The organism is Desulfuromusa kysingii (assembly GCF_900107645.1).
Classification (GTDB): domain Bacteria; phylum Desulfobacterota; class Desulfuromonadia; order Desulfuromonadales; family Geopsychrobacteraceae; genus Desulfuromusa; species Desulfuromusa kysingii.
Genome location: NZ_FNQN01000017.1, coordinates 1 through 16,290 on the forward strand (window position 1 = coordinate 1; position 16,290 = coordinate 16,290).

Annotated in this window: 14 protein-coding genes and 1 tRNA gene; all 15 read left to right on the top strand. The window is 46.6% G+C overall.

Annotation, left to right across the window (positions count from 1 at the left end):
* The coding region (gene tuf, locus BLU87_RS16700) for an elongation factor Tu (RefSeq protein ID WP_139167615.1) at window positions 1–1,095 on the top strand (1,095 nt) is incomplete at its 5' end.
* Between the two features lie 69 nt (window positions 1,096–1,164).
* Window positions 1,165–1,314 (top strand): 50S ribosomal protein L33, encoded by a 150-nt coding sequence (gene rpmG / locus BLU87_RS16705; RefSeq protein ID WP_072910163.1) that lies wholly within the window; start codon window positions 1,165–1,167, stop codon window positions 1,312–1,314.
* A 29-nt stretch (window positions 1,315–1,343) separates the two neighbouring features.
* Window positions 1,344–1,420, top strand: a tRNA-Trp gene (locus BLU87_RS16710).
* Window positions 1,421–1,457: 37 nt separating this feature from the next.
* On the top strand, window positions 1,458–1,643 hold the full coding sequence (gene secE, locus BLU87_RS16715) for a preprotein translocase subunit SecE (protein WP_092350946.1): 186 nt from the start codon (window positions 1,458–1,460) through the stop codon (window positions 1,641–1,643).
* A gap of 19 nt (window positions 1,644–1,662) precedes the next feature.
* On the top strand, window positions 1,663–2,196 hold the full coding sequence (nusG, locus tag BLU87_RS16720; RefSeq protein WP_092350948.1) for a transcription termination/antitermination protein NusG: 534 nt from the start codon (window positions 1,663–1,665) through the stop codon (window positions 2,194–2,196).
* A 35-nt stretch (window positions 2,197–2,231) separates the two neighbouring features.
* Window positions 2,232–2,654 carry a 50S ribosomal protein L11 gene (gene rplK / locus BLU87_RS16725; protein ID WP_092350950.1) on the top strand — a complete coding sequence of 141 codons (423 nt, stop codon included), beginning with the start codon at window positions 2,232–2,234 and terminating at the stop codon, window positions 2,652–2,654.
* A gap of 24 nt (window positions 2,655–2,678) precedes the next feature.
* Window positions 2,679–3,380: a 50S ribosomal protein L1 gene (rplA, locus tag BLU87_RS16730; RefSeq protein WP_092350952.1), complete on the top strand. Its 702-nt coding sequence runs from the start codon at window positions 2,679–2,681 to the stop codon at window positions 3,378–3,380.
* A gap of 169 nt (window positions 3,381–3,549) precedes the next feature.
* Complete coding sequence (gene rplJ, locus BLU87_RS16735) at window positions 3,550–4,068, top strand: 50S ribosomal protein L10 (RefSeq protein ID WP_092350954.1); 519 nt, start codon at window positions 3,550–3,552, stop codon at window positions 4,066–4,068.
* Window positions 4,069–4,115: 47 nt separating this feature from the next.
* Complete coding sequence (rplL, locus tag BLU87_RS16740) at window positions 4,116–4,493, top strand: 50S ribosomal protein L7/L12 (protein WP_092350956.1); 378 nt, start codon at window positions 4,116–4,118, stop codon at window positions 4,491–4,493.
* A gap of 166 nt (window positions 4,494–4,659) precedes the next feature.
* A complete protein-coding gene (rpoB, locus tag BLU87_RS16745; protein ID WP_092350958.1) occupies window positions 4,660–8,763 on the top strand; it encodes a DNA-directed RNA polymerase subunit beta in 4,104 nt (1,367 codons plus the stop codon).
* Between the two features lie 76 nt (window positions 8,764–8,839).
* Entirely contained in the window at window positions 8,840–12,994 is a 4,155-nt protein-coding gene (rpoC, locus tag BLU87_RS16750) for a DNA-directed RNA polymerase subunit beta' (RefSeq protein WP_092350960.1), read from the top strand.
* Window positions 12,995–13,163: 169 nt separating this feature from the next.
* A complete protein-coding gene (rpsL, locus tag BLU87_RS16755; protein ID WP_092350961.1) occupies window positions 13,164–13,535 on the top strand; it encodes a 30S ribosomal protein S12 in 372 nt (123 codons plus the stop codon).
* Window positions 13,536–13,561: 26 nt separating this feature from the next.
* Entirely contained in the window at window positions 13,562–14,032 is a 471-nt protein-coding gene (gene rpsG / locus BLU87_RS16760) for a 30S ribosomal protein S7 (RefSeq protein WP_092350963.1), read from the top strand.
* A gap of 28 nt (window positions 14,033–14,060) precedes the next feature.
* Window positions 14,061–16,139, top strand: coding sequence for an elongation factor G (gene fusA, locus BLU87_RS16765; RefSeq protein WP_092350965.1), 2,079 nt, complete (start codon window positions 14,061–14,063; stop codon window positions 16,137–16,139).
* A 20-nt stretch (window positions 16,140–16,159) separates the two neighbouring features.
* Window positions 16,160–16,290: GTP-binding protein (locus BLU87_RS16770; RefSeq protein WP_245706661.1), on the top strand; the 131-nt coding region annotated here is incomplete at its 3' end.

A 16,290-nucleotide genomic window follows, 5' to 3' on the forward strand; every position in this document is an offset into this window, starting at 1 on the left:
AGTGTATTGGCTGCAAAGTCAGGGAGTGGCGAAGTTAAGGCATTTGATCAGATTGATAATGCCCCAGAAGAGCGTGAGCGTGGTATTACTATTGCGACCGCCCATGTTGAGTACGAGACAGACGATCGTCATTATGCCCACGTTGACTGCCCGGGTCATGCCGACTACGTTAAAAACATGATCACTGGAGCGGCTCAGATGGATGGAGCTATTCTGGTTGTTTCAGCTGCCGACGGTCCAATGCCTCAAACTCGTGAGCATATCCTTCTTGCTCGCCAGGTTGGTGTTCCCGCCATGGTTGTCTTCTTGAATAAAGCGGACATGGTTGATGACGAAGAGCTTCTGGAGCTCGTTGAGATGGAAATTCGCGAGTTGCTCTCCAGCTACGACTTCCCAGGTGATGATATTCCTGTGATTGCCGGTTCCGCCCTCGCTGCTCTTGAAGGTCGCGATGATGAAATCGGTAAAGACAAAGTCCTCGAGCTTATGGATGCTGTTGATAGTTATATCCCCGAGCCAGAGCGCGCTGTTGACCGCCCCTTCCTGATGCCAGTTGAAGATGTCTTCTCCATCTCTGGGCGTGGTACCGTTGCAACCGGACGTGTTGAACGTGGTGTCATCAAGGTACAGGAAGAAGTTGAGATTGTCGGCATGAAGCCCACCTTCAAGACCGTTGTTACTGGTGTTGAGATGTTCCGGAAGCTTCTGGATCAAGGTCAAGCAGGCGATAACTGCGGTATTTTGCTTCGTGGGATCAAGCGCGACGACATTGAGCGTGGACAAGTTCTCGCTAAGCCGGGAAGCATTACCCCGCATACTAAATTTAAGGCCGAAGCCTATATTCTGACCAAAGAAGAAGGTGGTCGTCATACACCATTCTTCAAGGGGTACCGTCCACAGTTCTACTTCCGGACCACCGATGTGACCGGTGTTGTAGAATTGCCTGAAGGTGTTGAGATGGTTATGCCTGGTGATAATATTGCGATGACCGCAGAATTGATCACTCCGATAGCTATGGATAAAGAACTGCGCTTTGCAATCCGTGAAGGTGGCCGTACCGTTGGCGCCGGAGTGGTCAGCGAAGTTATCGAGTAGTAAGCAGAAAACTTTTAGTGAGATAAACCCTCCTGGCAGTAGCCGGGAGGGTCTAATGAGGTAAGCGCTATGCGTGACATTGTCACTCTTGCTTGTACTGAATGCAAGCAGCGGAACTACACCACAACGAAAAACAAAAGAAATACTCCGGATAAGTTGGAGTTTAATAAATACTGTCGCTTCTGTCGCAAACACACCCCCCACAAGGAAACCAAGTAGGGCCGGTAGGCAGATAGTCAGGATTACTTAGGCCAGTAGCTCTAACGGCTAGAGCACCGGACTCCAAATCCGGGTGTTGGGGGTTCGAATCCCTCCTGGCCTGCCAAATTTGCGAATAGTCCCCTAGCGAGGCCAGTAGATCAATGATTGCGAAATTAAACGAGTTTTTTGCCAACGTCAAAGTAGAAATCAAAAAGGTTACTTGGCCGTCGAAAAAGGATACCTATGCTTCGACGACAGTCGTAATTGTGTTGGTTATAATCTGTGCGGTCTTTCTCGGTGGTGTTGATATGATTCTTTCGCGTCTTATCCGTCTGATCCTCGGTTGAGGAGAAAAGGGATTTTACCATGGAAATGAAATGGTATGGCGTGCATACCTACTCAGGGTATGAAAACAAAGTCAAGCTCAGCTTGGAAGAACGAATTCGCTCAGCTGGCGTTGAAGATCTCTTTGATGAGATCCTTATTCCCTCAGAAGCAGTGGTAGAGATGCGTAAGGGTGAGCGTAAAACCTCAATGCGTAAGTTCTTCCCTGGTTATATTCTTGTGCGGATGGTTTTAACTGATGAGACTTGGCATGTGGTAACAGGGACGGCTAAAGTTACTGGGTTTGTTGGTGGCGGACAGAAGCCTCCGGTGATTTCCGATGCTGAAGTTGCCAAGATTACGAATCGCATGGAAGAGGGCGTTGAGAAGCCGAAGCCCAAAGTTGAGTTCGAGATTGGTGAGACTGTTCGTGTTGTTGATGGTCCCTTTCTTAACTTTACCGGGATGGTTGAGGACGTTCGCCCTGACCGCGGTACGTTGAAGGTTATGGTAAGTATTTTCGGTCGGGTTACTCCCGTTGAATTAGAATTTATACAGGTAGAAAAAACCAGCTGAGCTGGGTTACGTTTCGTACGTTTAAGGAGCTAGTCATGGCCAAAAAGATTATCGGGCAGATTAAATTGCAAATTCCAGCTGGTAAGGCGAATCCATCGCCCCCAGTCGGACCTGCTCTTGGGCAGCATGGTGTCAACATCATGGAGTTTTGCAAAAACTTTAATGCAAAGACGCAAGATCAGGATGGCTTAATTATCCCCGTTGTTATCACCGTTTTTGCAGATCGTTCCTTCTCATATATTACTAAGACACCACCAGCTGCCATATTACTGTTGCGTGCAGCGAAGTTAAAAAAAGGTTCAGGTGTCCCGAATAAAGAGAAGGTCGGTAAGGTCACTAAGGATCAGGTTCTTGAAATTGCTCGCCTGAAAATGCCTGACCTCAATGCGTTCTCGGAAGAAGCTGCTACGCGGATTATTGAAGGTACTGCCCGCAGCATGGGAATTGAAGTCGCCTGATACGGCGAGTAGTGGAGATACAAGATGGCAACAGGTAAAAATATTAAAAAAGCTAAAGAGTTGATCGATCGTTCGCAGTTGTATGAGATCGATGAGGCCCTTGATATTATTAAGAAGGGCGCTTTTGCAAAATTCGATGAAACGGTTGAAGTGAGTGTTAAACTCGGTGTCGATCCGCGAAAAGCCGATCAGATGATCCGTGGTGCCGTTGTCTTACCCAATGGACTGGGTAAAGATGTCAGGGTTCTCGTTTTTGCTAAAGGTGAGAAGGCGCAAGAAGCTGAAGCTGCCGGAGCAGATTTCGTCGGCGCAGATGATCTTGCTGAGAAGATCCAAGGTGGTTGGTTTGAATTTGATACGGCAATCGCTTCTCCTGACATGATGGGTGTTGTTGGCAAAATTGGTCGGGTTCTAGGACCTCGCGGTTTGATGCCAAACCCAAAGGTTGGTACCGTGACCATGGACCTGGCTCGTGCGGTTCAGGAAGCAAAGTCTGGTAAGGTTGAATACCGCGTCGAAAAGGCCGGTATTGTCCACGCACCTGTCGGAAAGATTTCTTTTGATGTGCAGAAACTTAAAGAAAATATTCTTTTATTGATGGATGTTTTGGTTAAGGCAAAGCCGTCAACTGCGAAGGGGACATATTTGAAAAAAGTGTCGCTTTCAACGACTATGGGTGCAGGTATTAACCTTGATGTTTCACAACTTTTAGGTTTGTTTAAGTAATTAGTTTTTACAGGCTTAGAGTCAAAGACAGCAGGTATGCAAAGCATTTAATGGCTTGACCACCTGCCGAGGCTGTAGGGTGCTGTGACGATAGTTCGTCTCTCCCCCCTCAACTTGACTTGAGCGGGATCATCATATCCCAAAATCTTAATGAAAGGAGGAGAGACAAATGGATAGAACAGAAAAAGAGCAAATTGTACAAAATCTTACTCAGCGTTTAGCTGACGCTCCTGCGACATTCGTTGCAGATTATCGTGGGATCAACGTTGAACAGGCTACCCAACTCCGGCGTGAATTGACACAAGTTGGCGTCGAATATCAAGTTATAAAAAATAGCTTGTTGAAATTAGCGGCCCAAGGGACTCCGGCAGAAGGCTTACAACCATATTGTGCAGGCCCCACAGCGATAGCTCTATCAGGTAGCGATCCGGTTGCTCCAGCAAAAATTCTCAGTAAATTTGCTGAGGAGATAGATGCTTTTGAGTTGAAGGCAGGAGTTCTGAGCGGAAAGCTCATGTCGGTTGCTGAAATCAGCGCGCTGGCAGCGTTACCGAGCCGTGAAGAATTGCTGGCAAAAGCACTCAGTTCTATGAATGCTCCGGTAAGCAACTTTGTTGGCACTATGGCGGCAATGCCACGCTCATTAGTGCAGGTATTAAATGCTATCGGCCAAAGCAAAGCTGCATAATATTAAAAACAATAGTGAATATAAATACATAAATTTCGGAGGAAAAAATGGCTGCAATTACTAAAGATCAAGTTGTAGAGTTTATTGAAAATATGACAGTTTTAGAGATGTCTGAATTTGTCAAAGAGCTCGAAGAGAAATTTGGCGTTTCTGCCGCAGCACCTGTTGCTGCAGCTGCGGCTGCTCCTGCTGAAGCTGGTGCAGCAGCAGAGCAAACTGAGTTTGATGTTATTCTCAGCAGCTTTGGTGAGAAGAAAATTAATGTTATCAAAGCCGTCCGTGCTATTACCGGTCTTGGTCTGAAAGAAGCTAAAGAGCTTGTTGATGGCGCTCCAAGCACCGTTAAAGAAGCTGTTTCTAAGGATGAAGCCGAAGATTTCAAAAAGCAATTGGAAGAGGCTGGCGCTTCTGTGGAGCTGAAATAACCAGTTTGTCCCACTAATTTGTTTTTAGCCAAGGCTGCCTTGTGTGGCCTTGGCTATTGTCGTTGTCAGCCTCGGTAATTTACCGGGGTGGATCTGTCTTTAGATCCGAAGTGGTGTCTAGTGAGTCTTATTATCAGGCTCGAATCCTGATCCCAAAGGAGAAATCATGGCGTATTCGTTTGCGAATAATCCGCTTCTCAGGAAGCACTTCGCAAAGGTTACGAATATCATCGATATTCCGAACCTCATTGATATTCAAAAAACTTCCTATACTCGTTTTTTACAGGCGAACCTCCCTTCTTCTGAACGTAAGCACAGTGGACTGGAGGCTGTCTTCCGCTCTGTATTTCCGATTCACGATTTTAGTGATACCTGCTCTATGGAGTATGTCTCCTATGGTTTGGGCGCACCAAAGTATGATGTCGGAGAATGTCATCAGCGGGGAATGACCTATGCAGCACCTATCAAGGTCAAGGTGCGACTCGTAACTTGGGATGTTGACAAGGACGCTGGTACGCAGTCAATTAGAGACATTAAGGAGCAGGAAGTTTATTTCGGTGAAATACCGCTGATGACCGAAAACGGTACCTTTATTATTAATGGAACCGAGAGAGTCATTGTTAGTCAGCTTCATCGTTCTCCTGGTGTTTTCTTTTCTCATGACAAGGGCAAAACCCATTCCAGCGGTAAGGTGCTTTATAGTGCGAGGATCATTCCTTATCGTGGTTCATGGCTCGATTTTGATTTTGACCATAAAGATTTACTCTGGGTTCGTATCGACCGCCGCAGGAAGCTTCCAGCAACTGTTCTTCTCAAAGCATTGGGATATACGACAGAAGAGCTCCTCAGGTATTACTATGATCTGGAAGAAATTTCATGGGATGGGAAAACTTATTCCAAGACCGTGAACTTTGAACTGCTCGCAGGTAAACGGGCCAGCTCTGATGTTATTTCCAGTAGCGGCGAGGTTCTGGTAAAAGCAAATCGGAAATTTACTCGCGCTGCGATACGCAAGCTCAATGAGGACGGGATCAAGTCGATCCCGGTGACCGTGGAAGACCTGGTCGGGCAAGTTGTTGTCAGTGATATTGTTGATGAAGCAACAGGCGAGGTTATCCTTGAGTGCAATAGTGAGCTTTCCGAGTCCAAATTAGAAGAACTGAGAGACAAGGGGATCAATAACTTTACAACGTTGTTTATTGATCATCTGTATGTTGGTTCATATATCAGTGACACGCTACGTGTCGACAAAGTTGAAACTGCAGATGACGCAATTATTGAAATTTTCCGTCGTCTACGACCGGGTGATCCGCCAACAATCAGGACTGCTACAACCCTTTTTGAAAGTTTGTTTTTTAATGCTGACCGCTATGATATTTCTGCGGTTGGCCGTTTAAAACTCAATCATAAGCTTGGCGTTGACAGCCCGATTGATCTCGCAACTTTAACCAAAGAAGACATTCTTAAGGTTGTCCATTATCTTGTCGGTCTGCGCAATGGTAAAGGGACTATCGATGATATCGATCATCTCGGTAATCGTCGGGTCAGGGCCGTTGGTGAACTCCTCGAAAACCAATACCGAGTCGGTTTGGTGCGGATGGAGAGGGCCATCAAAGAACGGATGAGTTTGCAGGATGTCGATAGCTTGATGCCGCATGATCTCATCAACTCGAAGCCGGTGTCAGCGGTGGTTAAGGAATTCTTTGGTTCGTCACAGCTGTCTCAATTTATGGACCAGACCAATCCCCTTTCGGAGGTTACACATAAACGCCGGTTGTCAGCTCTTGGACCCGGTGGTTTGACCCGTGAACGGGCAGGCTTTGAGGTTCGTGACGTCCATCCCACCCATTACGGTCGAGTTTGTCCAATTGAGACCCCGGAGGGACCGAACATCGGTTTGATCGCTTCCTTATCGACTTATGCGCGTATCAACGAATATGGCTTTGTTGAGACCCCATACCGGATTGTTAAGGACGGGCAGGTTACCACTGAAATTAAATATTTTTCAGCGCTTGAAGAAGAAGGTCATGCGATTGCTCAGGCCAATGCGCCTATTGATGAAAACGGCGTGTTTGTAAATGACTTGGTTAATGTGCGGCAAACTGGTGAGTTTTTGTTATTACCTCCTGACCAGATTGACCTTATGGATGTGTCGCCTAAGCAGATAGTTTCTGTTGCCGCGGCCTTAATTCCCTTTTTGGAAAATGATGATGCTAACCGGGCCCTTATGGGTTCAAACATGCAACGTCAAGCGGTCCCACTGTTACGTACTGATGCTCCGCTTGTAGGTACCGGCATGGAGCGAATCGTTGCTCACGATTCTGGAAACTCTGTCGTTGCTCGCCACGATGGTGTCGTTGAAAGTGTCGATGCTGATCGAATCGTGATTCAGATTGATGAAACAGCAATTGATGAAACTGGCACGGGTGTCGATATTTACAATTTGCACAAGTTCAGTCGTTCTAACCAGAATACTTGCATCAATCAAAAACCTATCGTTAAGGTTGGTGATCGGGTTAGGGCTGGTCACGTCATTGCCGATGGCCCCTCAACTCAATGGGGTGAACTCGCTCTTGGTCAGAATGTGCTCGTGGCATTTATGCCTTGGCATGGATACAACTTTGAGGATTCGATCCTGATCTCAGAGAAATTGGTCCAGGATGATCGTTATACTTCAATCCATATTGAAGAGTTTGAGTGCGTCGCTCGTGATACAAAGTTGGGTAAAGAAGAGATTACTGATGATATCCCCAATCTCGGTGAAGATGCATTAAGCGATTTGGATGAATCGGGGATTATTCGTATCGGTGCAAGTGTCAAGCCTGGTGATATTCTGGTTGGTAAAATCACCCCAAAAGGGGAAACCCAGCTTTCTCCAGAGGAAAAATTACTCCGTGCCATTTTCGGTGAAAAAGCTGGAGATGTTCGGGATACCTCTTTGCGTGTTCCGCCCGGTGAAGAAGGGGTCGTTATTGGTGCTCGTGTGTTTTCCCGGAAGGGATTTGATAAAGACGCCCGGACTGAGCAGATAGAAGCTCGTGAAATTGAGAAATTAATTAAGGACCGCGAAGATGAAATTCGGATATTGCGCAAATCTACGCGCAATAAAATCCGTACATTATTGGTCGGATTGACTGCCGCAGTTGCAATTGATGATGAGAACGGCAATACTCTACTTCCTGATAATTGTAAGATTGTTGCCGAAACCTTTGATCAGGTTCCTTTTAGTCGTATTCAAGAGATATCTGTCTCTGGGAATGGCGACGTAGAAGATAAAATCAGCAATCTGCTGAACCGTTTAGCAGAGCGTGAGCAATTAATCACAGCTGTTTTTGATGACAAAATTGATAAATGTAAACGTGGTGATGACTTGCCTCCGGGTGTTATTAAGATGGTCAAGGTTTACATCGCCATTAAGCGGAAACTGCAGGTCGGTGATAAGATGGCCGGTCGGCATGGTAACAAAGGGGTTTTGTCACGTATTCTTCCACAGGAAGATATGCCGTATATGGAAGATGGCACCCCTGTCGAGCTTGTCTTGAACCCATTAGGCGTTCCATCTCGTATGAACGTCGGACAAATTCTCGAGACTCATCTAGGTCTGGCGGCTCGTGGTCTGGGCAATCAGATTCGGAAGGTGATGGAAGAGCAATATAGCGAGAGTGCTCTGAAAAAGCAGATAAAACAAGCATACAGCGATCCGGACCTAGACGGTTTTATTGATGGCTTGGATGAAGATGATCTTAAGGTCCTCGCACGTCGATTATTTATGGGTGTACCGATGGCATCTCCTGTATTTGAGGGTGTCAGTGAAAAATCGATTAAAAATGAAGTGATGCGAGCCGGTTTTGATCAAAGTGGTCAAATGACTTTGTACGATGGTCAGACAGGGGAAGCGTTTAAGGAGAAGGTCACAGTCGGAATTATGTATATCCTTAAGCTGCATCACTTGGTTGATGATAAGATCCATGCCCGTTCAATTGGGCCTTATAGTCTTGTCACTCAACAACCCCTTGGTGGTAAGGCCCAGTTTGGGGGACAACGACTTGGGGAGATGGAAGTTTGGGCGATGGAAGCTTATGGCGCGGCCCATGCCTTACAAGAGTTTTTGACCGTAAAATCAGATGATGTTGCCGGTCGAACACGAATGTATGAAGCCATTGTTAAAGGGAAACATACGCTTGAAGCGGGTTTGCCGGAATCTTTCAATGTCCTGATCAAAGAGCTTCAGGCTCTATGTCTTGACGTTGATCTGTTGGAAGAGAGCTGAGTCGATTCTGGCCAGATAAGCGTTAGCTAGTATATGTTTAGAAACTAAAGCACTCATCCTACAAGGAGAATGCATTTTGGAAGATATTTTTAGTCTCTTTGAGCGTCCTAAAGATCCATTGAGTTTTAATTCTATTCAGTTGTCATTGGCATCACCGGAAAGAATTCGTGAGCGGTCCTTTGGCGAAGTAAAAAAACCTGAAACGATCAACTACCGGACTTTTAAGCCCGAGCGTGATGGTCTTTTCTGTGCTAAAATCTTTGGTCCTACCAAGGATTACGAGTGTAACTGCGGTAAATATAAGCGGATGAAGCACCGCGGCATTGTTTGTGAAAAATGCGGTGTTGAGGTTATCCCCAGTAAGGTTCGACGCGAGCGGTTAGGGCATATTGATCTGGCTTGTCCAGTCGCCCATATCTGGTTTCTCAAGTCATTGCCTTCAAGGATTGGGGCCCTTTTGGATATGACCCTCAAGGATCTGGAGAAGGTGCTCTATTTTGAGGCCTACGTCGTTCTTGATCCAGGCGATACGTCCTTAACCAAAGGGCAACTTCTTGCTGAAGATCAGTACAGTGAAGCCATGGATGAGTTCGCTGGTCAGTTTGTTGCCGGGATGGGTGCAGAAGCTGTTCGTGAATTGTTAGCAGAGATTGATCTCGTTGAAGTTGGAGATCAGCTGCGCATTGAAATGAAAGAAGCCACCAGCGAAGCTAAACGTAAAAAGGTTTCAAAACGGCTTAAAGTCATTAATTCATTTCGACAAAGCGGCAATCAGCCCGAGTGGATGATTTTAGAAACAGTCCCGGTCCTGCCGCCTGAGTTGCGCCCTCTAGTTCCCTTGGATGGTGGTCGTTTTGCAACTTCTGACCTGAATGACCTTTATCGCCGGGTTATTAACAGAAATAACCGACTTAAGCGTTTGATGGAGTTACGTGCACCTGAGGTTATTATCCGCAATGAAAAAAGGATGCTTCAGGAAGCGGTTGATGCTCTTTTCGATAATGGTCGACGCGGCCGCGCAATTACCGGTCCAAGTAAGCGTCCTCTTAAGTCGCTGTCCGATATGCTCAAAGGTAAAGGTGGTCGATTTCGGCAAAACTTATTGGGAAAACGTGTCGATTATTCAGGCCGTTCGGTTATTGTTGTTGGCCCTGAATTGAAATTACATCAATGCGGTCTGCCAAAGAAAATGGCACTAGAGCTGTTTAAACCATTCATTTATCAGAAACTTGATGAACGTGGGTTAGCTGGAACAGTTAAGGCTGCCAAGAAAATGGTAGAAAAAGAAAAGTCTGAAGTTTGGGATGTCCTTGAGGAAGTTATTAAAGAGCACCCGGTCATGCTTAACCGTGCGCCAACCCTTCACCGTCTCGGTATCCAGGCCTTTGAACCGGTATTGATTGAAGGTAAAGCCATTCAATTACATCCGTTGGTTTGTACCGCTTTTAATGCTGACTTTGATGGTGACCAGATGGCAGTTCACTTGCCCCTGTCTATAGAGAGTCAGATTGAGGCAAGGGTGTTGATGATGTCAACCAACAATATCCTTTCTCCCGCGAGTGGGAAACCGATCATTGTTCCGTCTCAAGATATGGTTCTGGGCCTTTATTATATGACGAAGGAGCGTCCTTTCGCCGCTGGAACAGGTAAATTGTTTGCTTCCAGAGATGAAGTACGTATGGCCTACGATGCCGGTATTGCTGATCTTCAGGCCGCTGTCAAAGTACGGATGTCACCAGTCTTAGGGGCACCAGTTGAAATTATTGAAACGACAGTTGGTCGCATCTTGTTGCGTGAAGTTGTCCCTGAGTCTATAGATTTCAAGCATGTCAATAAATTGATTGGTAAGAAGCAAGTTGCCGACTTGATTGATATCAGTTTCCGTTATGCCGGCAACAAGGAGACCGTCATCCTTGCAGATAAAATCAAGGAGACCGGTTTTCGTTATTCGAGTTTGGCAGGCGTTTCAATCTGTCTGGATGACATGGTTATCCCCGAAAGCAAGGGAGCTCGGATTAAGGTTTCTGCTGATGAAGTCAAAGACATTCAGCAGCAATATACTGAAGGTTTGATAACCGATGGTGAACGTTATAACAAGGTTATCGATATCTGGGCGAAGTGTACTGAAGATATTGCTGGAACCATGCTCGGCAATATCGCCGTTGAAAAGATAAAGTCAGCAGACGGTAAAGAAGTCGAGGTTTCATCCTTCAACGCTATTCATATGATGGCTGATTCAGGTGCTCGGGGTAGTGCCCAGCAAATTCGCCAACTGGCGGGGATGCGTGGGTTGATGGCTAAGCCAGATGGCTCCATCATTGAGACACCCATTACGGCTAACTTCCGTGAAGGTTTAACGGTCCTCCAGTATTTTATTTCGACTCACGGTGCCCGTAAAGGTTTGGCTGATACCGCGCTTAAAACCGCAAACTCGGGTTATTTAACAAGACGTCTTGTCGACGTTGCACAAGATGCCATCATCATTGAACAGGATTGTGACACCTTGGACGGGATTGAGGTCTCAACTTTAACTGAGGGTGGTGAAATCATTGAGCGCTTAGGGGATCGCATTTTAGGCCGAGTGGCTCTGGATGATATTGTTGACCCCGTCACCGATAAGCTTTTGGTTGAAGCGAATCAGTTGATTGATGAAGAGCTTGTTGCAGTCATTGAAGATGCTGGAATTGAAAGAGTTAAAATTCGTTCCGTGTTGACCTGTAAGAGTAAGCGTGGTATTTGCGCTTATTGTTATGGGCGTGACCTAGGTCGAGGGCATCTGGTTAATCTTGGTGAAGCCGTTGGGGTTATCGCGGCTCAATCCATTGGTGAGCCAGGAACGCAGTTGACCATGCGGACATTCCATATCGGTGGTACTGCTTCACGGCGTGCAGAACAGACAGCTTTGGAAGCGCGTTTTGATGGGAAAATGAAGTTTATCAACTTAACCACTGTTGATGATGATAACAACTTCCCTGTCGTCATGAACAGAAAAGGTGAAATTGCCGTTGTTGATGATACTGGCCGTGAACGAGAACGTTATGGTGTTGTTTATGGTGCTCGTTTAAATACACATGATGGCGGAAAAATCACCAGCGGTGATGTTCTGGCTGAATGGGATCCCTATACTGTTCCAATCATCACTGAGGTCGGTGGTATCGTCCATTATGGTGATATTGCTGAAGGGATAACGATGGAAGAGCAGGTTGACGAAGTCACTGGTCTTTCCCGTAAAGTTGTCACTGAGGCTAAATCCGCTGACAAGCGGCCACGGATCACTTTGAAAGGTGAAGACGGAAAGACTGTCAAGCTGCCAAATGGAGCTCAGGCACGCTACATGCTGCCAATTGGTGCCAACATCTTTGTAGAAGAAGGGTCCACCCTTCACGCAGGGGCTATTCTTGCTAAAATTCCTCGTGAGACAACCAAGACGAAAGATATCACTGGTGGTTTGCCAAGAGTTGCAGAATTGTTCGAGGCACGTAAGCCGAAAGAGCTGGCGGTGATTTCCGAGATCGATGGTATCGTTTCATACGGTAAAGACTCTAAGGGCAAGCGTAAGATCATCGTAACTCCCGATGTTGGCGAACCCGCTGAGTATCTTATCCCTAAAGGGAAGCATATATCCGTCCATGAAGGCGACGTCATCCATGCTGGTGAAGAGTTGGTTGATGGATCGAGTAACCCCCATGATATTCTGCGAGTACTTGGTAGCAAAGAGCTTTCAAAATACCTCGTTGATGAGGTGCAGGAGGTCTATCGTTTACAAGGGGTTAAGATAAACGATAAACATATAGAGACTATCGTTCGGCAGATGCTGCGTAAAGTTCAGATCAATGATGTCGGTGATACCAACTTTTTGATTGATGATCAGATAGATCGTTGGGTTTTTGAGGCGGAAAATGATCGTGTTATGGCCGAAGGTGGTCAGCCCGCGATTGGTGAGACAATCATGCTCGGTATAACAAAAGCGTCACTTTCGACTGAGTCATTTATCTCGGCGGCTTCGTTTCAGGAGACGACTAAGGTTCTGACCCAGGCTTCAATCCAAGGGAAGAAAGACTCCCTGCGTGGCCTCAAAGAGAACGTTATCATGGGACGGTTGATTCCCGCTGGGACTGGGGTCGGTAAATACCGTTCGGCAGAATTAATGATTCCTGAGCCAGAGATAAAGTTAGAGGCCCCTATCGTTATTGACGAGTCGGAAACCGAGGTATTTGAAGAGTCTGAGTAGTGCTTATTTGCATAAATATGAGTATTTGTAGCTCAGTAAAGACTAATATCCAAGTAGTAAAAAATAGCTTGACAAAGGTATGGTCGATTGATAATCTCTGCGGGTTTTTCCCCATAGAAAAGTCAGTCTGAGTTGACTGTAATAATGATAAAGATTTTGGAGAATCAAGATGCCAACAATTAACCAATTGATCCGCAACGGGCGCAAGAAGAAGGTTGTTAAGTCAACTGCACCTGCGCTTAAGTCCTGCCCGCAGAGGCGTGGGGTTTGTACTCGTGTTTACACAACGACTCCTAAGAAGCCAAACTCTGCCTTGCGGAAAGTTGCCCGTGTTCGTTTGACTAACGGGATTGTCGTGACCTCCTATATACCGGGCGTGGGGCACAACCTTCAGGAGCACTCCGTGGTACTGATTCGTGGTGGCCGGGTCAAAGATTTACCTGGCGTGCGGTATCATATTGTCCGTGGCACGCTTGATCTCGCCGGAGTTAAAGAACGTAAGCAAGCTCGTTCCAAGTATGGCGCTAAGCGCCCTAAATGATTTTATAGTCTGAGAAAGAGGACGTTATGCCAAGGAGAAGAGAGGTCCCTAAGCGGATCATTCTGCCTGATCCGAAGTTTGGAGATCAGCTGGTAGCCAAATTTGTGAACAACGTTATGGTTGACGGTAAGAAGAGTACAGCGGAGCAAATAGTGTATGGTGCTTTTGATCTGGTAGCTGAGCGCTCTGGTAGCGATCCGCTGGAAATTTTTAAAGCAGCTATGGAGAATGTTCGTCCTGTGTTGGAAGTAAAGTCTCGCCGCGTGGGTGGTTCTACTTATCAGGTGCCGATTGAAGTTAGCCCTTCTCGTCGTACTGCCTTGGCTATGCGTTGGATTGCAACTTATGCCAAGGGCCGCAGCGAAAAAACCATGCGTGAGCGGCTTGCGGGTGAGTTTTTGGATGCAGCTAATAACCGAGGTACTGCAGTTAAGAAGCGTGAAGATACGCACCGTATGGCTGAAGCTAATAAGGCTTTTGCCCATTATCGCTGGTAAGTCAGTCGTTTAAGTTTAGGAGTGTTTTGTGGCTCGTAAAGTTTCTTTAGAAAAGACGCGTAATATCGGTATTATGGCCCATATTGACGCAGGTAAGACGACGACGACTGAGCGTATTCTCTATTATACTGGGGTCTCGCACAAGATCGGTGAAGTCCATGATGGCGCGGCCACAATGGATTGGATGGAGCAGGAGCAGGAGCGGGGGATTACCATTACTTCTGCGGCTACGACCTGTTTCTGGAAAGATCACCGGGTTAATATTATTGATACCCCTGGTCATGTCGACTTTACTATTGAAGTTGAACGTTCCTTGAAGGTTCTTGATGGGGCAGTAGCGGTTTTTTGTTCGGTCGGTGGTGTTGAGCCGCAATCTGAAACTGTATGGCGACAAGCTGATAAGTATGGTGTGCCACGAATTGCCTTTATTAATAAAATGGATCGCACTGGTGCCGATTTTAGTCGTGGTGTCGATATGATCCGTAACCGCCTTGGCGCTAATCCGTTGCCACTGCAGTTGCCAATTGGCGCTGAGGACGACTTCCGGGGTTTGGTCGATCTTGTCACTATGCAGGCTATCGTTTGGGATGATGAATCCATGGGTGCATCGTTCGACGTTATTGATATTCCAGCTGACATGGTTGATGATGTGGCTGCCGGACGTGAAGCGTTATTGGAGGAGATTTCTACCCATGATGACGTTTTGATGGAGAAGTATCTCGGTGGCGAAGAGCTAACCGTTAAAGAGATCAAAAACGCCATTCGTCAAGGTACTCATAATATAGATTTTTGTCCTGTGTTATGCGGGAGTGCATTTAAGAATAAAGGGGTACAGACCCTCCTTGATGCCGTCATTGACTATATGCCATCGCCTCTAGATGTTGAGCCGATTAAGGGTGTGCATCCTGATACTGGTGAAGAATTAGTCCGTCCTGCAGACGATGATGCCCCTTTCGCTGCTTTAGCTTTCAAGATTATGACCGATCCTTTTGTCGGTCAGCTGAGCTTCTTTCGGGTTTATTCAGGGGTGGCTGAATCGGGTACGACAGTTTTGAATTCAACCAAGGGCAAGAAAGAACGTTTTGGCCGTCTGCTGAAAATGCATGCGAATAAACGTGAGGAGATAAAGCTGGTTTACTCAGGTGATATCGCTGCTGCTGTTGGTCTCAAAGGGACCACAACTGGTGACACTCTCTGTGATATCCAGGCACCTGCACTGCTTGAGACCATGGAATTTCCTGAGCCGGTTATCCATCTTTCTGTTGAACCAAAGACTAAGGAAGACCAGGAGAAGATGGGTGTTGCTCTCGGTAAGCTTTTGTCTGAGGACCCTTCATTGGGGGTTCGGACTGACGAGGAAACCGGCCAGACTATCCTCTCGGGTATGGGCGAGTTGCATCTCGAAGTTATAGTTGACCGTATGAAGCGTGAATTTAAGGTTGAGTGTAACGTGGGTGCTCCTCAGGTTGCGTACCGTGAATCAATTACTAAGACTGTTGAGGTCCAGGGTAAATTTGTCCGCCAGTCAGGTGGGCGTGGTCAATATGGCGATTGCTGGCTCAGACTTGAGCCTGGTGAAGCTGGCAAGGGCTTCGAGTTTGTAGATGCCATCAAGGGTGGTGTTATTCCTCGTGAATATATCCCCGCAGTCGGTAAGGGCGCTGAAGAGGCTGCTCAGAATGGTGTTTTGGCTGGGTTCCCTATTGTTGATGTTAAAGTCACTGTCTTCGATGGTTCGTATCATGATGTCGATTCCAACGAAATGGCGTTTAAAATCGCTGGTTCCATGGGTTTTAAAGACGGTGCCAAGAAGGCTTCACCTGCATTGCTCGAACCTATTATGAATGTAGAAGTTGTTGTCCCTGAAGAGTACATGGGTGACGTTATCGGCGATTTAAATAGCCGCCGTGGACGAATTATGGGAATGGATGCTCGAGGTGGTGCTCAGGTTATTGAGTCACACGTCCCTTTGTCCAGCATGTTCGGTTATGCGACAGATTTGCGTAGTGCAACCCAAGGTCGTGCTACTTATTCAATGGTTTTTGATCATTATGATCAGGCGCCTAAAGCAATTAGTGAAGAAATTATCGCCAAGGTCAATGGTTAGACCGAGGATAGGAGTTTATTATGTCCAAGGAAAAGTACGAAAGGACAAAGCCGCACGTTAACATCGGCACCATCGGTCACGTTGACCACGGCAAGACAACATTAACTGCCGCTATAACCAGTGTATTGGCTGCAAAGTCAGGGAGTGGCGA

Bases quoted from the DNA above. Each gene is read 5' to 3' on its own strand.
- rpsL (WP_092350961.1), top strand. From the start codon at position 13,164: ATGCCAACAATTAACCAATTGATCCGCAACGGGCGCAAGAAGAAGGTT.
- nusG (WP_092350948.1), top strand. From the start codon at position 1,663: ATGGAAATGAAATGGTATGGCGTGCATACCTACTCAGGGTATGAAAAC.
- rpsG (WP_092350963.1), top strand. From the start codon at position 13,562: ATGCCAAGGAGAAGAGAGGTCCCTAAGCGGATCATTCTGCCTGATCCG.
- rplA (WP_092350952.1), top strand. From the start codon at position 2,679: ATGGCAACAGGTAAAAATATTAAAAAAGCTAAAGAGTTGATCGATCGT.
- rplK (WP_092350950.1), top strand. From the start codon at position 2,232: ATGGCCAAAAAGATTATCGGGCAGATTAAATTGCAAATTCCAGCTGGT.
- secE (WP_092350946.1), top strand. From the start codon at position 1,458: ATGATTGCGAAATTAAACGAGTTTTTTGCCAACGTCAAAGTAGAAATC.
- rpmG (WP_072910163.1), top strand. From the start codon at position 1,165: ATGCGTGACATTGTCACTCTTGCTTGTACTGAATGCAAGCAGCGGAAC.
- rplJ (WP_092350954.1), top strand. From the start codon at position 3,550: ATGGATAGAACAGAAAAAGAGCAAATTGTACAAAATCTTACTCAGCGT.
- rpoB (WP_092350958.1), top strand. From the start codon at position 4,660: ATGGCGTATTCGTTTGCGAATAATCCGCTTCTCAGGAAGCACTTCGCA.
- rplL (WP_092350956.1), top strand. From the start codon at position 4,116: ATGGCTGCAATTACTAAAGATCAAGTTGTAGAGTTTATTGAAAATATG.